This is a genomic window from Escherichia sp. E4930 (genome assembly GCF_005845405.1).
Classification (GTDB): Bacteria; Pseudomonadota; Gammaproteobacteria; order Enterobacterales; family Enterobacteriaceae; genus Escherichia.
The window spans coordinates 182,531-203,739 of the sequence record NZ_VCDZ01000015.1 but is presented as its reverse complement, the minus strand read 5'-3'; the positions used below and the strand labels follow the sequence as shown (position 1 = coordinate 203,739).

The 21,209-nt window shown below is 52.1% G+C and carries 14 protein-coding genes; 5 read left to right on the top strand and 9 right to left on the bottom strand.

Going from position 1 to position 21,209, the window contains the following annotated elements; all coding sequences use genetic code 11:
• Positions 1-10: 10 nt before the first annotated feature.
• The 8 genes from pppA to glcD form a co-directional block, all read right to left on the bottom strand.
• Entirely contained in the window at positions 11-820 is an 810-nt protein-coding gene (gene pppA, locus FFT88_RS17225; protein ID WP_135403977.1) for a prepilin peptidase PppA, read from the bottom strand.
• 193 nt (positions 821-1,013) lie between these two features.
• Positions 1,014-5,576 carry a lipoprotein metalloprotease SslE gene (gene sslE / locus FFT88_RS17215; protein WP_135403976.1) on the bottom strand — a complete coding sequence of 1,521 codons (4,563 nt, stop codon included), beginning with the start codon at positions 5,574-5,576 and terminating at the stop codon, positions 1,014-1,016.
• 494 nt (positions 5,577-6,070) lie between these two features.
• Complete coding sequence (gene glcA, locus FFT88_RS17210) at positions 6,071-7,753, bottom strand: glycolate permease GlcA (protein ID WP_000259285.1); 1,683 nt, start codon at positions 7,751-7,753, stop codon at positions 6,071-6,073.
• 355 nt (positions 7,754-8,108) lie between these two features.
• A complete protein-coding gene (glcB, locus tag FFT88_RS17205) occupies positions 8,109-10,280 on the bottom strand; it encodes a malate synthase G (protein WP_135403975.1) in 2,172 nt (723 codons plus the stop codon).
• Between the two features lie 21 nt (positions 10,281-10,301).
• Positions 10,302-10,706: a GlcG family protein gene (locus FFT88_RS17200; protein ID WP_000853256.1), complete on the bottom strand. Its 405-nt coding sequence runs from the start codon at positions 10,704-10,706 to the stop codon at positions 10,302-10,304.
• A 4-nt stretch (positions 10,707-10,710) separates the two neighbouring features.
• Positions 10,711-11,934 (bottom strand): glycolate oxidase subunit GlcF, encoded by a 1,224-nt coding sequence (gene glcF / locus FFT88_RS17195; protein WP_135403974.1) that lies wholly within the window; start codon positions 11,932-11,934, stop codon positions 10,711-10,713.
• A gap of 10 nt (positions 11,935-11,944) precedes the next feature.
• Positions 11,945-12,997, bottom strand: a complete 1,053-nt coding sequence (glcE, locus tag FFT88_RS17190; protein WP_135403973.1) for a glycolate oxidase subunit GlcE — start codon at positions 12,995-12,997, stop codon at positions 11,945-11,947.
• Complete coding sequence (glcD, locus tag FFT88_RS17185; protein WP_135403972.1) at positions 12,997-14,496, bottom strand: glycolate oxidase subunit GlcD; 1,500 nt, start codon at positions 14,494-14,496, stop codon at positions 12,997-12,999. Before glcD ends, glcE begins: the two co-directional genes overlap by 1 nt.
• A 250-nt stretch (positions 14,497-14,746) precedes the next feature.
• Between glcD and glcC the strand changes: the two genes are divergently transcribed.
• On the top strand, positions 14,747-15,517 hold the full coding sequence (gene glcC / locus FFT88_RS17180; RefSeq protein ID WP_135403971.1) for a transcriptional regulator GlcC: 771 nt from the start codon (positions 14,747-14,749) through the stop codon (positions 15,515-15,517).
• A 62-nt stretch (positions 15,518-15,579) separates the two neighbouring features.
• Here the strand turns inward: glcC and yghO are convergent, their stop codons facing one another.
• Positions 15,580-16,722 carry a protein YghO gene (gene yghO, locus FFT88_RS17175; RefSeq protein WP_171026933.1) on the bottom strand — a complete coding sequence of 381 codons (1,143 nt, stop codon included), beginning with the start codon at positions 16,720-16,722 and terminating at the stop codon, positions 15,580-15,582.
• Between the two features lie 363 nt (positions 16,723-17,085).
• Between yghO and FFT88_RS17170 the strand changes: the two genes are divergently transcribed.
• From FFT88_RS17170 to FFT88_RS17155, 4 genes are read left to right on the top strand one after another with little or no spacing between them, the layout of a single operon-like run.
• Entirely contained in the window at positions 17,086-18,819 is a 1,734-nt protein-coding gene (locus FFT88_RS17170; RefSeq protein WP_217355971.1) for a fatty acyl-AMP ligase, read from the top strand.
• Positions 18,816-19,730 carry an NAD-dependent epimerase/dehydratase family protein gene (locus FFT88_RS17165; protein WP_135403969.1) on the top strand — a complete coding sequence of 305 codons (915 nt, stop codon included), beginning with the start codon at positions 18,816-18,818 and terminating at the stop codon, positions 19,728-19,730. The genes FFT88_RS17170 and FFT88_RS17165 overlap by 4 nt, the downstream gene beginning before the upstream one ends.
• Before the next feature lie 31 nt (positions 19,731-19,761).
• Positions 19,762-20,010 (top strand): acyl carrier protein, encoded by a 249-nt coding sequence (locus FFT88_RS17160; protein ID WP_001697422.1) that lies wholly within the window; start codon positions 19,762-19,764, stop codon positions 20,008-20,010.
• Complete coding sequence (locus FFT88_RS17155) at positions 20,010-21,182, top strand: aminotransferase class I/II-fold pyridoxal phosphate-dependent enzyme (RefSeq protein WP_135385483.1); 1,173 nt, start codon at positions 20,010-20,012, stop codon at positions 21,180-21,182. The genes FFT88_RS17160 and FFT88_RS17155 overlap by 1 nt, the downstream gene beginning before the upstream one ends.
• The last annotated feature ends 27 nt before the right edge of the window (positions 21,183-21,209 follow it).

Here is a 21,209-nt window from a genome sequence, read left to right as displayed (position 1 = left end):
GTGGTTATCATTAAAACAATGCCTGTAGATAAAGTGTTGCTATACCGCCCAGACTTAAACACGGTCCAAAAGGCAGTGTGGTTGATCCTCTTTTTGTAATAACGGCATATATCAGGCCGCAGCATGAGGCGATTAAAGCAACATTGGGCAGCGACAACGGCCCCACCCAGCCACCTAAAGCGGCGAAGAGTAATACATCGCCCATGCCTAATGCTTCTTTACGCAGAACTATTCCGGCTATCCAGCGCAGGGAGTAAAAAGTGATAAATCCCACCAGTACGCCGGTGACTGCGTCTTGTAGCGTTAACGGACTCTGTTGCGCCCATGCCGCAATAAGCCCGGTCCACAATACGCCCTGAGTAAAAACATCGGGCAGCCATTGGTGATCGAGGTCGATGATGCTCGCGGCAATCAGCCAGGCGGATAATATCATCACCGCCAGCCCCCATCCACTTTCCGGCCACACCAGACTCGCCAGCAAAAAAGCGAGTGCCGTCAATAACTCGACTAACGGATAACGCTTGCTGATTTTCGCCTGACAGTCGCGGCAGCGCCCTTTGAGCATCAGCCAGGAGAGTAGCGGAATGTTGTCACGTATCCGGATGGTCTGCTGGCAATGCGGACAGTGCGAGCGCGGCAGCGCAAGGCTTATTTTTGACTGCGTACTCGGCATTTCACCGTGAAACTCCGCCATTTGTTGACGCAGCATGATGGGGTAACGCCAAATCACCACATTCAAAAAACTGCCGATGATTAATCCTCCGACGGTTGCCAGGATGGGCATCACCGCTGGATATTGCTGAAAAACATCAAAATGCATGGTTAAAGGTTATTTGTTGTAACTTGCCGGATGCGGCGTAAAACGCCTTATCCGGCCTACGGGTGTCTGCCAACGTAAATAATCGCGGCTTTCCCTCCAGGACCGATAAGCTGGCGCATCGGGCATATGTGTTGACCCGATGCGCCTTATATCATGCCGGATGCGGCGCGAACGCCTTATCCGGCATACAGGCTTACTCGGCTGACATCTTATGCTCGGTAACCTTGTTAATGGTTTCCGGCCCTTGCTGCGGTTTCGGCAGATCGAGTGACGCGAGCGTGTTGTAAGCCGACTGGCTCACACCGCCCTCGAAGCTCATCTCTGTCGCTCCCGGCAACTGGTAAGCATTCGCGCCCGGATTCCATTTCTTAAAGAACTCCGAAAGGTCCGTCTGAGCGACCCAGGATGCACACAGCATCAGCGTGTCGGCAGCGTTACCGTTGGATTCAGCACAGTAATTTCTGTTGCCAAATTTGTCATTGCCAACATCATCGCCGCGCGCTTTACGATGCATCAACTGGAACAGGTTCCAGCCTTTCATCCCCTCACGCTCGCTGTAGAACTCTGGCAGCTTGCTATCTGGATACCATTTCTTGATATCAAAGTTTTTCTCTGCCCATTCCTTCAGCTGCGCGTACATCAGCAGACGGTCACCCGCACCGCCGCGCGCCCATGCCTGACCGTTGCTCTCGTCCAGATATTCCGGCGCGACGGTAATATCGTCAGCGACACGGTTCATCTTGCCGAGATAGCGATCCTGCATGTACAGCGCCAGCACGTTGTTCGCTACTTCAGTTGCGCCCGGTACAGTCAGCGGCGTTTCTGCGGCGTTATGTCCTACTTCATGCCAGATCAGCCAGTCGTTCAGCGGCGTCGTCGGCAGCGTGGTGCTGTTCGTCGAGAAGCTGCTGTTCATTACCGGATAACCAGAATGCGCATCACCGATGGAGATCTGCACATCGTTGGCGAAACGATGTTTATGTCCCGTCAATGCTTCATAGGTAAACATCCGGTGGTTACCGCTTTCGCCATCACGACCGTAGAAGTCATTCATCGAGCTGGCAAAGGTATCCAGTTCCTTAGCGAATTGTTCTACGCCATCCGTGAAATTGCTGGCCTCAAGGTTCTTCTTCGGCGTGGTATACACGAACGACGCAGACTCCAGCTCGCCCAGCGGCGCTGGGGAATTCAATTCATGTTTCCATGCACCATCTTTATAGAACGGTGCTTTTACCACGCCAGTAAAGGTGAAGTTGGCTGACTCATTCGTTGGGCTGTTGCCCTTGATATAAATCAGACCACCGTAAGGCACCTTGAATTTCACCGTGCCATGAGCATCCAGCTCATAGGTTTTAGTCACTCTCGGCGGACGGTTCAGAGCAACTTCATGCTTCTCACGTCCGGTCAGGTCGTCGGCCAGCGCCACGGTGACAGTCACAGGAACGTTCGCATTGGACTTAATGCTGACTTCCTGCTGAGCCGGAGCCCACAGGCCTGTAGACTGCATGTTACCCGCAAACCATTTGGTCGGACTCGAGTACAGGCTGATGCTTTCAGTAACCTCCTGCCCTTCTGCCGATACCGCTCCCGGATATTTCTCGACATCAACCTTAATGTTCAGATCCCACCAGGAACGACCCAGCATCAGGCGTGTCAGCGGTTTTTCCATATAGTTGAGCGGATAGCTCGGGTTCATCATGCCCGCTTTATTAACGCTCTTCTCGCCGTAGATCATGTTGTTATCGACCAGCGATTTTTTCAGCTCATCAGAACACTGCGTGCCGCCAGTATAGGCATTGTTGGCGTAGCAGTTCAGGAACTCGGTGAACGTTTTAAAGCCCAGCTCGTCTTCCTTGCTGCTGTCATAGCTATATTTAATGTCGTTCCACAGCCAGACCGACATGTTCTGGTACAGACGTTCCAGATCGACGCTGCTCAGACGCTCACCTTTGCGACCATTGGTCCGGAAGTAGAGCTCATGCTGATACAGACGCTGAATGTTGGTGCCTAAATCCGCAGCCTGCACCATCGCTTTCGCAGTGTCGGCGCTGAGATTCAGTTGCGTATAGCGCGGAACAAACATGCCAGTATTATTCTCTGGCGTTACAGGAACTCCCGTGCCCGGGCGGTATTCCAGACAGTTGACCTCATAGTGATATGCCGGGTCCTTACATTCCTTTAATCCAGGAAACGCCTCAAAGATTTTTGCCTTTGCCGCCTCCAGAGACTCTTTTGTTTTAAACTCCGCCTCATCGATAAAGGCATAGCGTTTGACCTGTTTGCCATCGACATCTTCCTGCCAGCTGGCAACTTCCAGTTTCGGTTTCTTATCAGGTTTGTTATCAATCTGATATTTCCAGGTAACTTTTCCTGTTTGGGAATCAATGGTGTACGGCAGTTCACCTTCCACAACCGGATAACGTTCATAAACCCAAATGCCAGTCGCTCGACGCTGGCGCACGCGGTCTGGATAACCCTGCGGATCGGTATTCACCACCGATTTGTTAAGCGCCATCGACAGACCTGCGGCATCAAGCAGACGTACAAAGCCTGATGCGCTCTCTTCCTTAAGATTGCTCATCACATTTTCCATGATCAGCACCGATCCGCCTTTGTTCAGATAGGCGATCAGATCCGTCACATCCTGCTGGGTCAGCTTCGGTTTGCTGGTATCTGCACGCAGAGGCACTGCATAGGGATCGCCAGACCACTGAGTCACATACTCAAAGCCATTGAGGATCAGCAGAGGAACTTCATCTGGATTCAGATTGCCATAACTGGTCAACGGTTTAACCGTGATACCTGCGAAATCCTTATGGAAAGCAAACGGAGCACTATTTCCTAATACCTGACCCGCTTTTTTGAAATAAACCGTATCCAGGTTAGTGCCCACGGTCATACTGCTCTTCGCATCCGGCAGCCAGCGTTCATTTGACAGATAGCGCAGTACGTTCTCCATGAAGTTCTTCATGTCGTCCGGATCGCTGTCGAGCGTACACTGTCCGTCTTTATTAACGCTCCCGTTCCAGCTGTAACCGTTCGGGCAACGTAAAATGCTGTTGTAGTGCGGGTTACCGATAACCATCAGTTTGCCCTCACCGACTTGCCCCAGCGAAATAAACGGCAGGTTGAAGGTCGCGGTATCGCGCGTGACGTTTTCTGGCACCACAAGAGAAGGCGCTTCAGTAATGTACGCCAGCTCGTTTTTATCCCAGGCGCGTTTTTCGCCGAAGGCCAGCCAGTAGTTTTTATCATTACGCGCCATCAGAATCGGGAAGGCCGCGTTGGAGATATTCACCACTGCCTGACCGCGCGCATTACCGGTGCTGCCATAGAAGTTGGTAGAGTCATGGAAGACGTGGAATTTCGTCACAGATTTGTAATCTTTATCCACACCCCACAGCTTGTTGATAACGCCCTGAATCTGACCTTCGTTAACATTGCGTGCTGTCAACGAGAACCAACGCTGAGAGTTGCAGCCCCCAAGGGAGTCACAAATCGCCGTATCAATCTCTTTAGCCTGCCCGGATTCAAACTGCTCAAGAAATTCGTTTGTCCGCTCAAAGGTTTGATCGCCTTCGCTCAACGCCTCGCCATTGGATAACGAGAGATTAATAATCTCGTTGATCACGTTGGGATACTCGGCAAAGACCTTACGCACTACGTCCGGCACTTCACGCTCATCATTTTTTCCGGCCTGGGAGTAACGATGAATAAGCTGATCAATATTCGCGCCGCGAACTTCGTCGCCCAGTTCCGTCAGCGCAATAGTCGACTTGTTACCGCGCACTGAGCCCAGTTCAAAGGTGTCGATACCAAAGGAGATGGTTTCGCCCCAGCTGAAGTTGAATTTGCCGTTTTCTCCAGTTACGCCACGGCCTGAGCTGGTGTAGTAATTTACGCCAACCACACCATTGCCCATGCTATCTACCAGTCGGCCTTCGGAGAGAATGATTTCCGTAGGTTGATACTGATAAAACTGTTCCGCGTTAGCCGACACGAAGGAAGCGTTCAGATCCGGTTTTGTTCCCGGTGTGGTGACTGGCACGACCGGTGAAGTATGAGTGGATGGCGCTTTATCAGTCGCAGCATTGTTTTCCACCTCTTCATTGACCAGCTTTTTGAACTCTTCCGGTGCCAGATCGATTTGCTTATACAGCGAGTCGAAGCGTTTACTCTCGATCACCGAGGAGAACGTCAGGCAAACCTGTTCTGTATCCGCCGGACAACTGTTCATGGAGGTTACCAGCGAGAGCGCATTGCTTTTCTTGTCGTCGGACTCCGCCAGTTCTTGCGCGTCCTCAAGGCTAAACGACACTTTTTCAACCGCACGCAGGCTACGCGCAGCTTCTGACTGAGTGTTGAAGGTGGCAATTGTCGTGTTACCTGCCACGCAAGTAACGTTCTCGCCAGGTGTAAAAGTAAAGCCGTCGCTGGATTCACCATTACATTTAGCACCGATTACCCGCTGGCTTCCGCCCAGGGTCAGATAACCGGTTTTCGTAGGAACAGGTTCTGGCTCCGGTTCTGGCGTTGGCTCTGGATCAGGTGTCGGATCCGGAGTAGGTTCCGGCTCCGGCGTCGGCTCCGGGTTTGGCGTTGGATCGGGTTTCACTTCCGGCAAAGACCCGGTTCCAGAATCTACAGGCGGAGTATCGGAGGAAGAACCTGAACCGCCGCCATCACAACCGGTTAATAAGGTTGCGCTTAAAATAGCCGCTAAAAGCGATTTTTTATATTTAAATTTCTTATTCATTAATAACGCAAGTGACAAAATATAGTTAAAAAATTCGTAACTGGGGAAATAGTTTTATGCTTTATCTTCTCTAATAACTTCCTCCATTCTTAAAAAACTGCATTATTGATAACGAAACAGGTGAAATTTATAAGAATATCCCCTATTCGATGTCAGACGGGGTATTTATAAAAAGATTCAACAAACAAAAAAGTAACAATTATTCACAATGTAACTATCCCAAGTTGTTGATAGTTTTAACGATTGCGATTGCAAAAGCAACAGATAGCACGGTGTTTTCTCATCAAGCGAACACAATTAATACAGACTTGTTTTGCGTGACAAAAAAATAGATATTCTCAACCCCTTAATTATTTAGCGAGTTATCTGAACATAAAATATTATTTATGCGTGGATAATAAACCACGAAATAATTTTGCAATTATTTAGCCAGGATAATGAAACGAGAATAGAAAGAAGCCGGATGATATTAACGATCATCCGGCATTATTGACTTACGAAACTAACATCCCGGTAAACACATACGCCTGCAGCAGGGTGATAATGCCGATAACGCTGGCAAAAATCAGACTGTGCTTCACGGTGTAGCGGAACAGTTCAGATTCTCGGCCCACCATGCCCGTCGCGGCGCAGGCCACGGCGATAGATTGTGGGGAGATCATCTTGCCAGTTACGCCGCCGCTGGTATTTGCTGCCACCAGCAGAGTGTCAGAGACGTTGATTTGCTGCGCCGTGGTTGATTGCAGTGAACCAAACAGGGCGTTAGAGGAAGTGTCCGAGCCGGTAAGGAATACCCCCAGCCAGCCGAGGAATGGCGAAAAGAACGGGAACATCACACCAGTACCCGCCAGTACCAGCGCCAGCGTGGTGGACATACCGGAATAGTTGGTCACGAAGGCAAATGCCAGCACCATGCCAATCGACAGTATCGGCCACTTCAGGCTAATTAGCGTTTCGGCAAAGACACCAATACCTTTCTTGATCCCCACGCCGAGGATGAAGATAGAGATAATCGCTGCAATGAAAATAGCGGTGCCGCCAGCAGAGAGCGGGTCGAATTTAAACACCGCGTCCATTGGCGTCGGCTGGGCGACAATGGGTGCCGCTTTCAAGACTTGTTGATGCAAATGAGGGATCTGGAAATTAATCACCAGCGAATAAAACGCGCCGCCCGGAGCAAATAACGCTTTAAACGGTTTCATGGTCCAGATGGTGACCAGCACCGTTAAGATTAAAAACGGTGACCACGCGCGAATGATTTGCCCCAGACTATATTCTGACGGTACCGGGCCGCCAGAAGACGGTTTATTTACCACCATCGCACCTGCGGATTGCCCCATGCTGATTGCCGTTTCGGTATTTTTCGGTCGCCAGACTTTAAGGAATAAAGAAAGTGAGACGATACTCACCAGCGCCGAAGTAATATCCGGCAGTTCCGGGCCAATGTAGTTAGAGGTAAAGAACTGAGTGATGGCGAAGCTTCCCCCTGCAACCAGCGCCGCGGGCCACGTCTCTTTCACCCCTTTCCAGCCGTCCATCATTGCTACCAGCCAGAACGGCACCAGTACCGACAGGAACGGCAACTGGCGTCCTGCCATAGCACCAATGTGGAACGGATCGATTCCGGTCACCTGACCGGCGACCAGAATTGGCACGCCCAACGCACCAAACGCCACCGGCGCAGTGTTGGCTATCAGACACAGCCCCGCCGCGTATAGCGGTTTGAAGCCCAGGCCCACCAGCAGCGCACCGGTAATCGCCACCGGAGCACCAAAGCCAGCCGCCCCTTCCAGCAACGCGCCAAAGGAGAAACCAATCAGTAACACCTGCAAACGCTGATCGTCGGTGATGGAGATAACCGAGCTGCGGATAATATCGAACTGGCCGCTGGCAACGGTTAATTTATACAGGAATACCGCCGCGACAATAATCCAGGCAATAGGCCATAATCCATAAATAAAGCCATAGCCCGCAGCAGCAAATGCCATATCAATCGGCATTTTAAAGGCGAATATCGCAATCAGGATCGATAATATAAGGGTTATTGCTCCGGCGACATGTCCTTTCAGACGTAATACCGCAAGTGCAACGAAGAAGAATATTATTGGGATCAGGGCAACCAGAGCGGATAGCCCCAGTCCTCCCATCGGCATATACATTTGGGTCCAGGTAACCATATTGTTCAGTCTCTTATTATCTTTATATGCTTGATATGATTAAGGTTGTAATAAGCAAAAGAGGACTGAACTGTAAAATATAGGCGTTATACTTTACAGCAACAGTACGCTGCTAACGCAATTGCTACCTCTGGCATAACAAGTATATCGGGTAAGGGTTTCTGTTCCGCACACGCAGGCGCAGAGTATCGTTAAGATGTCCATATTGTTGTTTTAGGCCCGCTAGTAATGCGCTGCGGGTATTTAATTTTGTTAAACCCTGATAATCGCTCCGGTTATTTCCGGGATAAATGTACTACCGCAGTTACTATAATAGCCCCGACAATAAAACTTGCCGGGGCTTTTTTTGACGCTATTAATGACTTTCTTTTTCGCGTAAACGCCAGGCGTGTAATAACGGTTCGGTATAACCGTTTGGCTGTTTCACGCCGAGGAAGATCAAATCGCTGGCAGCTTTAAAAGCACACGAGTTAGCGAAATTCCCCGCCATCGGACGATAAGCCGGATCGCCAGCGTTTTGCTGATCAACCACCTTCGCCATGTTCTCCAGCGACGCCTGCACCTGCTCTTTGGTCAGGATGCCGTGGCGTAACCAGTTGGCAATATGCTGGCTGGAGATGCGCAGCGTTGCACGGTCTTCCATCAGCGCCACATTGTGAATATCCGGCACTTTTGAACAGCCAATCCCCTGCTCCACCCAGCGCACCACGTAGCCCAGAATCCCCTGCACGTTGTTATCCAGCTCTTGTTGGATCTCTTGCGCCGACCAGTTAGCATTTTCAGCAACCGGAATAGTCAGCAGATCGTCCAGCAGCGGTTCAAATTCAGCATTGAACTCGGTCTGGGCAATGTTGGCTTGCACGCTCTGTACGTTGGTTTGGTGGTAGTGCAGCGCATGGAGCGTAGCAGCAGTTGGCGACGGAACCCAGGCCGTGTTTGCCCCGGCACGCAATTGGTCGCCCTTCTGGCTGTACATGTCTGCCATCAGGTCCGGCATTGCCCACATCCCCTTACCGATTTGCGCTTTACCACGCAGCCCGCAAAACAGACCGGAAAGCACGTTATTGCGCTCGTAGGCTTTGATCCACGGCGTCGATTTCATCTGGTTTTTACGCAGCATCGGGCCAGCTTCCATCACCGAATGCATTTCATCGCCGGTACGGTCGAGGAAACCGGTATTGATGAACGCCACGCGGTTGCGCGCCTGAGCGATACAGCTACGCAAGTTCAGCGAGGTCCGGCGTTCTTCATCCATAATGCCCATTTTCAGGGTATTCGGTGCCATACCGAGCATTGCCTCAACGCGGGTAAACAGTTTGTTGGCGAATGCCACTTCCTGCGGACCGTGCATTTTCGGTTTCACAATATAGACGCTGCCAGTGCGCGAATTTTTCTGCACTTTTAAATCATAGAGGGCAATCGCGCCAGTCATGACGCCATCAAGAATGCCTTCCGGGATTTCATTGCCTTCGCTGTCCCAAATCACAGGAATGGTCATCAAATGCCCCACGTTGCGGATAAACAGCAACGAGCGTCCGTGCAGAGAAATTTCAGAGCCATCGGCGGCGGTGTACTGACGATCGTCATTCAGTTTACGCACGATTTGCCGACCGTTTTTCTCCATTTTCTCTTGCAGAGTCCCCTGCATCAGGCCCAGCAAGTTGCGGTACAGCAGGATTTTATCTTCCGCATCAACCGCAGCGACCGAATCTTCACAGTCGAGAATGGTACTGATGGCGGCTTCAACGATAACGTCGTTGATGTGCGCCGGATCGTCTTTGCCAATCCGCCCGTTGGCATCGATTTGCAGCTCAATATGCAGGCCGTTATTTTTCAGCAAAATGCAGGTCGGCGCAGCGGCATTGCCACGGTAACCGACAAACTGTGCCGGAGTACGTAACGTGGTTTCTTTACCATTTTTCAACTGGATACGTAATTGTTTGTCGACCACCTTAAACGCCACGACATCCTGATAGCTGCCGTTTTCCAGCGGTAGTGATTCATCGAGGAAACGCCGAACCCAGGCGATAACCTGCTCACCACGCTGCGGATCGTAGCCGCTGACCATCGCCCCTTCCTGCGGGATGATGTCGCTGCCGTATAACGCATCGTACAGTGAGCCCCAGCGAGCGTTCGCCGCGTTCAGCGCGTAGCGGGCGTTCATTGCCGGAACCACCAGCTGTGGCCCAGCCTGGCTGGTGATTTCACTGTCGATGCCCGTGGTTTCCACCGTAACGTGGTCCGGCTGCGGCACGAGATAGCCCAGTTCCCGCAGGAAAGATTTATAGGCCGCTTTGTCTTTTACCGGACCCGGATTGCTGCGATGCCATTCGTCCTGCGCCGCCTGAATGCGATCGCGTTCTGCCAGTAATTGACGATTTTCTGGTGCCAGATCGTGAACGATCTCATCAAAATTGCGCCAGAACGCCGCAGCGTCCAGCCCTGTTCCCGGTAAAACTTCTTCATCCACAAAACGTTTAAAATTGGCGTCAATGCGTAAACGGCCCTGGGTTATGGTTTGACTCATTGTTTATCTCCTCGTTTTCGCTTATTTCGCCAACACCGCTGCTGCCGCTTTCGCGACCTGCGCATCCTGTGCTCCGGTTAAACCAGAAACGCCCACGGCACCAATAATTTGTCCATCAACAACAACCGGTACACCACCTTCCAGCGACGTCAGTAACGGCGCAGTCACGAACGCGGTACGCCCGTTGTTCACCATCTCTTCATAGCCCTTAGTTTCACGACGCCCCAACGCGGCGGTACGCGCTTTCTCCTGGGAGATGTAAGCCGCAATCGGCGCGCAATCGTCCATGCGACTTAACGCCAGCAGATGACCGCCGTCATCGGCAACAGCAATGGAAACAGACCAGTTATTTTTCTGCGCCTCTTCCTGACCTGCGGCAATAATTGCACTCGCCATTTGCTGGCTAAGAATGACTTTAGTTTTCATTTTGTTATTCCTTTTCAAGGGCTTGTTCTACAATTTCAATCCAGTGACGCACAGAGGTACGACCGGCGCTCGCCAGATGCGTCTGGCAACCAATGTTGGCGGTGACGATCATTTCCGGTTTGCCGCTTTCCAGCGCATTCATTTTGTTATCCCGCAGCTGGCGCGCCAGATCGGGATGCGTTAATGCATACGTTCCCGCCGACCCGCAGCACAGATGGCTGTCGGGAACGTCCGTTAAGGTAAATCCAAGACGAAGTAACACTTTTTCCACTTCGCCGTTCAGCTTTTGCGCATGTTGCAGGGTACACGGGCAGTGGAAGGCCAGCTTTTTATCGCCGCGAATTGCCAGTTTTTCCAGCGGTTCCTCGCGCAGAAGTTCGACTAAATCGACCGCCAGCTCACTGACCTGACGCGCTTTATCGGCATACAGCGCATCGTTTTTCAGCATCTGCCCGTACTCTTTGACAAACGCACCGCAGCCGCTGGCAGTCTGCAAAATTGCCTCGGCACCTGCTTCAATCGCGGGCCACCAGGCATCAATATTATTTCGCGCCCGCGCCAGCCCTTTCTCTTGCGCATTAAGATGATAGTCCACCGCGCCACAACAGCCTGCTTCATTAGCTGGCGTGACGCTGATCCCCAGACGATCCAGCACCCGCGCGGTTGCCGCGTTGGTGTTGGGCGAAAGCGTAGGCTGGGCGCAGCCTTCCAGCATTAAAACCCGACGCTTATGGCGCTGCGGCGGACGCGGTTTAGCTTTCACGGTTTCAGCAGGCAGTTTTGCTCTGATCTGTTCCGGCAAAAACGGTCGCAGCACCAGCCCTACCTGCGTCAATGCGCGAAAGACCGCCGGACGCGGCACTACCTGGCGCAATCCTTCGCGCAGCATTCGCTCCGGCAGTGGGCGTTTCACTTTCTGCTCGACAATATCACGCCCGATATCCAGCAGAGTGTGATAGCGCACACCAGAAGGACAGGTGGTTTCACAATTGCGGCAAGTGAGACAGCGATCGAGATGCTCCTGTGTTTTAAGCGTGACTTCGTTGCCTTCCAGCACCTGTTTAATCAGATAGATGCGCCCGCGCGGCCCGTCCAGTTCATCGCCCAATAGCTGATAAGTTGGGCAGGTTGCGGTACAAAATCCGCAGTGAACACAGGCGCGCAGGATGCTGTCGGCTTCCTGCGCCCGCGCGTTCTGCCGCATCTCTTCGGTTAACCGGGTTTGCATAGCCTGCTCCTTAAAGTTCCGCGTACATGCGACCGGGGTTAAACACGCCGCAAGGATCGAGCTGCTGTTTAAGCTGCTGGTGATAGCGGAATAAAGGAGCCGGTAGCGGGGCAAAGCCGCCATCTCCGGCACTAAAACGGGTCGCATGACCGCCAGCGTTGCGGGCGATGCGATGGATTTGATTGTCATCGGCTGTCGATTTCAGCCAGCGTAACGCCCCGCCCCAGTCGATCAGTTGCTCGCCGGGTAAATCCATCATCGGCGCATCGCTGGGTAATGAAATGCGCCATAAGGTACCTGGTAACGAGAAGAACGGCAGTTGTTGTTCACGCAATTGCTGCCAGAACTGACCCGCAACCTCTTCGCCACCCAGCAGTTCACGCGCCGCTTTTACCGATCCTTCACCGCCTTCAAGGCGGATCCACAACGCGTTGTCGAAGTAACATAAGCCACTAATGGGTAGCGGCTGGAGTTGCCACTGGGCGATTTCGTCCATGGCTTCTTGCAGGCTGATTTCCCGACGCAGGCTCAAGGTGGCGCGCGGTCGCGGTAACACTTTCATTGAGATTTCAGTGAGCACGCCAAGACAACCGTAGCTTCCGGCCATTAACCGTGAGAGATCGTATCCGGCAACGTTTTTCATCACTTCGCCACCAAAACGCAGATGTTTTCCTGTGCCGGTAATGATGCGCGTGCCGAGGACAAAATCGCGGACCGAACCGCTCCACGGGCGACGCGGCCCCGCCAGCCCGCAGGCGACCATCCCGCCCCAGGTGGCTTCTTCACCATAATGCGGCGGCTCGCAGGGGAGCATTTGCCCGGCGCTCTCCAGTGCCGCTTCAATCGCCACCAGCGGCGTTCCGGCACGCGCGGTAATCACCAGTTCGGTCGGGTCGTAATTAACAATGCCGCGATGACAACGCACATCCAGCGTTTGCCCGGTGACAGGACGGCCTAAAAAGGCTTTGCTATTGCTGCCCTGAATCACCAGCGGCGTTTTATCGCTAATCGCCTGATTCACCTGCTCCAGCAGCGCCTGGCTGTAATCACACTCGCGTAGCATCAGAAACGCTCCAGTTCAGGGAAAGGTAAATGACCGTGATGCACATGCATGGCACCAAATTCAGCACAGCGGTGTAGCGTGGGAATGTTTTTTCCTGGGTTCAGCAAACCATCGGGATCAAACGCCGCCTTTACCGCATGAAAAGTAGTGATTTCATCACTGTTGAACTGGGCGCACATTTGATTGATTTTTTCGCGCCCGATGCCATGTTCCCCACTGATGCTGCCGCCAACTTCAACGCACAGTTCGAGGATCTTCCCGCCCAGTTCTTCCGCGCGGGCAAATTCACCGGGTTCGTTGGCATCGAAAAGGATTAACGGGTGCATGTTGCCGTCTCCGGCATGAAAGACGTTGGCAACACGTAAATCATATTGCTGCGATAAACGGGCAATGCCTTCCAGTACGCCAGGCAGCGCGCGGCGTGGGATGGTGCCGTCCATGCAGTAGTAATCGGGAGAGATGCGCCCCACCGCCGGAAAGGCGTTCTTGCGGCCAGCCCAGAAACGTACGCGCTCTGCTTCATCCTGTGCCAGACGGACGTCAGTCGCGCCCGCTTTCAGTAAGATGTCGTTAACTCGCTCGCAGTCTTCCTGTACGTCAGACTCCACGCCGTCCAGCTCGCATAACAAAATCGCTTCGGCGTCGACGGGATAACCGGCATGAATAAAATCTTCCGCCGCGCGGATCGACAGGTTATCCATCATCTCCAGCCCGCCGGGGATAATGCCATTAGCGATGATGTCACCAACCGCAAGTCCGGCTTTTTCTACCGAGTCAAAGCTGGCTAACAACACACGCGCCACGGGCGGCTTCGGCAGCAGTTTTACCGTCACTTCGGTGGTCACGCCGAGCATACCTTCCGATCCGGTGAACAGCGCCAACAGGTCAAAACCAGGCGAATCCAGCGCGTCCGATCCCAGCGTCAGCACCTCGCCGTCCAGCGTTTGTACTTCAATTTTCAGCAGGTTATGTACGGTCAGACCATATTTCAGGCAGTGGACGCCACCAGCATTTTCCGCCACATTGCCGCCAATGGAACAGGCGATTTGTGAGGAAGGATCTGGCGCGTAATAGAGATTATGCGGCGCAACGGCCTGGGAGATCGCCAGGTTACGCACGCCCGGCTGCACGCGCGCGCGGCGACCAACGGGGTTAATGTCGAGGATCTCTTTAAAGCGCGCCATCACCAACAACACACCTTTTTCCAGCGGCAGCGCGCCGCCAGAAAGCCCGGTGCCTGCGCCACGGGTCACCACCGGCACACGCAGGCGGTGGCAAACAGCCAGAATCGCCGTCACCTGTTCCATCTGCTTAGGCAGAACAACCAGTAATGGACGCGTGCGATACGCGCTCAACCCGTCACACTCGTAAGGAGTGATCTCCTCATCGGTATGCAGGATCTCCAGTCCAGGGACATGCTCACGCAGTGCCATCAGTACCGATGTGCGGTCGACATCGGGTAAAGCGCCATCAAGACGCTCTTCGTACAAGATGCTCATGAGTAGGGTTCGCTTTGTTGTGTTGTGTGGCAGCTGATTTTTGCGCGCTGCTTCTGTGAACAGTTATTAAGCGGGCTTTTCGTTTTCGTCTATCTCTTTAGCTACCGGTCAGACCATTTTTTTTCCAGCTCTGTGACTTCGCATTGGTTAACTTAATGTTAAATTGATGTAACATAATCACTTACGTGATGTGCGTGTTTTGCGAGTTAAGAACAGAAAAATTGGTCCTACCTGTGCACGAGGTCCGGGAATGAAAGATGAACGTCGCCCTATTTGCGAAGTAGTTGCTGAAAGTATCGAACGGTTAATTATCGACGGCGTGCTGAAGGTCGGGCAGCCGCTTCCTTCAGAACGTCGACTGTGTGAAAAGCTCGGCTTCTCACGCTCCGCACTGCGTGAAGGGCTGACCGTGCTGCGCGGGCGCGGGATTATTGAAACAGCGCAGGGTCGCGATTCTCGTGTCGCACGGCTTAATCGGGTGCAGGACACCAGCCCGCTGATCCATCTGTTCAGTACGCAGCCGCGAACGCTGTACGATCTGCTTGATGTTCGCGCATTACTGGAAGGCGAATCGGCAAGGTTGGCGGCTACGCTGGGAACCCAGGCTGATTTTGTTTTGATAACCCGCTGTTATGAAAAAATGCTCGCCGCCAGTGAGCACAACAAAGAGCTTTCGCTGATCGAACATGCACAGCTGGATCACGCTTTCCATCTCGCCATTTGTCAGGCTTCCCACAATCAGGTGCTGGTGTTTACGCTGCAATCATTGACCGATCTGATGTTTAATTCGGTGTTTGCCAGCGTGAATAATCTCTACCATCGACCACAGCAAAAAAAGCAGATCGATCGCCAGCATGCGCGGATCTATAACGCGGTGTTGCAGCGACTCCCGCATGTCGCCCAGCGCGCCGCCCGCGATCATGTGTGGACCGTGAAAAAGAATCTCCACGATATTGAGCTGGAAGGCCACCACTTGATTCGTTCGGCGGTGCCGCAGGAGATGAACAAAGGGGGGATGTGAGCAGCGTTTTCCCCCTATCCCCGAGGCGAGGGGGCTGTCTGTGCGCTTAATGGGATCTGGTGTTAAATCTGCTTTTCATACAAGCGATAACGCTTGTACGGCTCCGCCCCAATGCGTTCCAGCATGTTATTCATGCCTGTATTGGTTTCGAGGATCCATGACATTTCCAGCGCATCGATCTTCCGGCGGGCAAACGGATCATGTAAGGCTTCAATCAATAACAGAGCAATCACCGGGCCGATGCGGCTGAACTGATACTCGTCGCGAACCCCCATTAGCGGCACTCGCGCGGTCCGCACACCGCTGACTTTCAAGCGCCACAGCAATTTTGCCCAGCCGAAGGGAAAGAGCGATCCGTTCAGATCGGCAATCGCCTCGTTGATGTTCGGTAAGCCGACAATAAACGCGCAGGGTGCAGAATCAATCTCGGCGATGTAGATCATATCGTCCGGCACCAGATACTTAAGTTGATCGCCCATGGTCGCGAATTCATGTTCGGTAAACGGCACAAATCCCCAGTTGTGCTGCCAGCCGGAGTTGAAAATCTCACGCAGGATCTGCATCTCTTCGGCAAACCGCTGACGATTGATGCAGCGAATGGTCACCTTGTTGCGTACCTGACCCATCAGTTTCTTTAGCGCCGGAGAGAAAGTGAGATCGGTTCGCTGCATCCACCACGCCAGTAAATCAATACCTTTGTGATAACCCAGTTGTTCAATATGCGCGGCATACCACGGTTTACCGTGCGGCATCATCGCACAGGGCGGTGTATCGAAACCTTCAATCAGTAATCCACTTTCCTGATTGATATTCAGGCTAAAAGGTCCGCTGATCTTGCTTGCACCTTGTGACTTCAACCACGCTTCCGCTGCGCCAAACAACGCGGCAAAAACCTGCGAGTCATCAATGGCGTCAATCATGCCGAAATGACCGGTATCTTCGCCGTAACGCTTGCGGTGTAAGGTATCGATTTGCGCGGTAATGCGCCCTACTACCTGCCCTTCTTTTTTCGCCACCCATGCCTGCCAGATGATATGGTCCGTCCCCGGATTTTTCGCTGACAGATGCTCGCTGCGTTCAATGAATAAAGGAGGGATCCAGTTCGAATCATCGGGATAAAGTGACGACGGAAAAGCGATAAATGCTTTTAAGTCGTTTTTATTTATTACTTTTTCAATTTTAATCATCAGCAGATCGCATTCCATATCTTAGTGGATAACAAATAATTAATGCTGAAAATAAACAGCAACGGACGGCACCTTAAAAATCCATTCGGTGAATGCAAGGAAAAATAAAATAATATTTATGAATAATTACGATAAACCAGAGCTACCGTTAGCCGATCAACATGACTATTGTGGACTTAATGCGACCCGCCAGAGCATTATCTTAATATATTCATAAATTAAATATTATTCACAATAAACAGAGTTAAGATTTAAAGCATTATTTAAATCAATGTTCAATATCACACCAATGAAAATACTATCTCATTTATCTTTTATGCATATATAATCCACCGCATTATTGTCACTTTATTTTTGATATCCAATTTTTTCGTGGTGTATATGTCCAATAAAATTTTTACGCATTCCCTGCCTATGCGCTATGCCGATTTTCCAACGCTTGTTGATGCTTTGGACTATGCCGCGCTGGGAAGCGCCGGAATGAGTTTTTATGACAGGCGTTGCCAACTTGAAGAAAAATTGGAATATCAGACACTAAACGTGCGCGCCGAAACAGGAGCAAAGCGGCTGCTATCGCTGAACCTGAAAAAAGGCGATCGCGTGGCGCTGATTGCCGAAACCAGTAGCGGGTTTGTCGAGGCATTTTTTGCCTGCCAGTATGCTGGATTAGTTGCCGTACCATTGGCGATTCCAATGGGCGTCGGTCAGCGTGATTCCTGGAGCACCAAACTGCAAGGTTTACTGGCACGCTGCCAACCAGCCGCGATAATCACTGGCGATGAATGGTTGCCGCTGGTCAATGCCGCAACGCATGACACCCCCAAATTACATGTTTTAAGCCACGCCTGGTTTAAGGCATTACCAGAAGCCGATGTTGCACTCCAGCGTCCAGTTCCAGACGATATCGCCTACCTCCAGTACACCTCCGGCAGCACCCGTTTTCCCCGTGGCGTTATCATCACTCACCGCGAAGTGATGGCTAATCTACGCGCCATAAGCCACGATGGCATTAAATTACGCCCTGGCGACCGCTGCGTCTCCTGGCTGCCTTTCTACCATGATATGGGGCTGGTCGGTTTTCTCCTGACACCTGTCGCCACGCAGCTTTCGGTGGATTATTTACGTACCCAGGATTTCGCCATGCGCCCGCTCCAATGGCTTAAATTGATCAGTAAAAATCATGGCACGGTTTCCGTTGCGCCGCCGTTTGGCTATGAATTGTGCCAGCGCCGCGTGAATGAAAAAGATCTCGCTGAACTGGATCTTTCCTGCTGGCGCGTTGCGGGTATTGGCGCAGAACCCATCTCAGCAGAACAGCTCCATCAGTTCGCTGAATGTTTCCGTCAGGTTAACTTTGACGATAAAACCTTTATGCCCTGCTACGGACTGGCAGAGAACGCGCTGGCCGTCAGCTTCTCCGATGAAGCCTCCGGGGTTGTGGTTAACGAAGTGGATCGCGACATCCTTGAATATCAGGGTAAAGCCGTCGCACCGGGTGCTGAGACACGCGCCGTATCGACTTTCGTCAACTGCGGTAAAACGTTGCCGGAACATGGCATTGAAATTCGTAATGAAGCGGGTCTGCCAGTAGCCGAACGCGTAGTGGGCCATATTTGTATTTCTGGTCCCAGCCTGATGAGCGGCTATTTTGGCGACCAGACTTCGCAGGACGATATCGCGGCGACGGGTTGGTTAGATACCGGCGACCTCGGTTATCTGCTGGACGGTTACCTTTATGTCACTGGGCGTATTAAAGATCTGATTATTATTCGTGGCCGCAATATCTGGCCACAAGATATTGAATACATTGCAGAACAGGAACCAGAAATTCATTCTGGCGATGCCATTGCTTTTGTTACCGCCCAGGAAAAAATCATTTTGCAGATCCAGTGCCGGATCAGCGACGAAAATCGTCGCGCCCAGCTAATCCACTCTCTGGCGGCGCGGATACAAAGCGAATTTGGCGTTTCGGCGGCTATCGACTTGTTACCACCACACAGTATTCCGCGCACATCTTCCGGTAAACCTGCCCGCGCAGAAGCGAAAAAACGTTATCAGAAAGCCTATGCCGCCAATCTTCATGTGCAGGAATCCCTCGCAGGTTTTGCGCAATGAATCAAACGGTCGCGGTGACGGGCGCTACCGGGTTTATCGGTAAATATATTATCGATAATCTGCTCGCCCGCGGCTTTCACGTCCGCGCATTGACGCGTACTTCCCGTGCTCACCATAACGATAACGTTACCTGGGTGCGCGGTTCGCTGGAAGATACGCATTCACTTAGCGAGTTGGTTGCTGGTGCCGGTGCTGTGGTCCATTGCGCCGGGCAAGTACGCGGACACAAAGAGGATGTCTTTACTCGCTGTAACGTTGACGGCAGCCTGCGCCTGATGCAGGCGGCAAAAGAGAGCGGCTTTTGCCAACGTTTTCTTTTTATCTCTTCGCTGGCGGCGCGCCATCCCGAACTCTCCTGGTACGCGAAATCCAAACACGTCGCCGAACAACGACTGGCAGCAATGGCGGACGAAATTACGCTGAGCATTTTTCGCCCAACAGCAGTCTATGGCCCCGGCGATAAAGAGTTAAAACCACTGTTTGACTGGATGCTGCGTGGCCTGCTGCCACGGCTGGGCGCACCAGATACACAACTCTCTTTCCTGCACGTCACCGATTTCGCGCAAGCCGTAGGTCAGTGGTTAAGCACCGATTCCGTACAGACGCAAACGTATGAATTATGTGATGGTGTCGCCGGTGGCTATGACTGGCAGCGCGTGCAACAACTGGCCGCCGCCGCCCGTCAAGGAGCTGTACGGATGGTCGGCATTCCTCTGCCGTTGCTCACCTGCCTTGCAGATGTCAGTACCGCGTTGAGTCGCCTGGCAGGTAAAGAACCTATGCTGACCCGCTCAAAATTGGGTGAATTAACTCATGTTGACTGGTCGGCAAGTAATAACCGTATTTCTGAAGATATTAATTGGTTTCCCGGGATTAGCCTGGAACACGCATTACGCAACGGGCTATTTTGATTGTCTTGTTTAAAGGTGTGTTAACGTTTCTATGGTAAATCGTGAAATAGTAATGGATTACATCCTTTCCTGTTTACAGGATTTGGTCGAAAACGGTGTGGAAATTAAGCCTGACAGCGATCTTGTCAACGATCTCGGCCTGGAGTCGATTAAAGTGATGGATCTCTTAATGATGCTTGAAGACAGATTTGATATTTCCATTCCTATTAATATTCTGCTGGATGTCAAAACCCCTGTGCAATTAATGGAAACACTACTTCCATGGCTGGAGAATAAATAATGGGGCTATACGATAAATATGCGCGTCTTGCGGGCGAGCGACTGCAATTTAGCGATAACGGGTTAACGCCGTTTGGCACCTGTATTGATGAAGTGTATTCCGCCACCGAAGGGCGTATCGGCAATAAAAAAGTGATTCTGGCCGGGACCAATAATTATCTCGGTTTAACTTTTAATCATGATGCCATCGCCGATGGCCAGGCAGCGTTAGCGACGCAAGGCACCGGCACCACCGGTTCACGTATGGCTAATGGCAGTTATGCGCCGCATCTGGCGTTAGAGAAAGAGATTGCCGAGTTTTTCAATCGTCCTACCGCTATCGTTTTTTCAACCGGTTATACCGCTAATTTGGGCGTCATCAGCGCACTCGCCGACCATAACGCCGTGGTGTTGTTGGATGCCGACAGCCACGCCAGTATTTATGACGCCTGTTCTCTCGGCGGCGCGGAGATTATTCGTTTCCGCCATAATGACGCCAACGATCTGGAACGTCGCATGGTTCGCCTCGGTGAACGGGCAAAAGAGGCGATTATCATCGTTGAAGGTATCTACAGTATGCTCGGTGACGTTGCGCCGCTGGCGGAAATTGTTGATATCAAACGTCGTCTCGGCGGATATTTAATTGTCGATGAAGCTCACTCGTTCGGCGTGTTAGGCGCAACGGGGCGCGGATTGGTTGAAGCCGTTGGCGTTGAAGATGATGTGGATATTATCGTTGGCACCTTCAGTAAAAGTCTGGCCTCGATTGGCGGTTTTGCTGTCGGTTCAGAAGCGATGGAAGTGCTGCGCTACGGCAGCCGTCCGTATATTTTTACCGCCTCCCCTTCTCCGTCCTGCATTGCGACCGTGCGCTCGTCGTTAAGAACCATTGCCACACAACCAGAGCTGCGGCAAAAGCTGATGGATAACGCCAACCATCTGTATGACGGGCTGCAAAAATTGGGTTACGAGTTAAGCTCACATATTAGCCCGGTAGTGCCGGTAATAATCAGTTCGAAAGAGGAAGGTTTACGCATCTGGCGTGAGCTTATTTCGCTGGGCGTGTATGTGAATCTTATCCTGCCACCTGCCGCGCCGGCGGGCATGACGCTGCTGCGCTGTAGCGTTAATGCTGCCCACAGTCGCGAGCAAATTGATGCCATCATTCAGGCGTTCGCTACTCTGAAGCAGTAACGTGAGCCCGCCGTGGTGTTGCGCCAC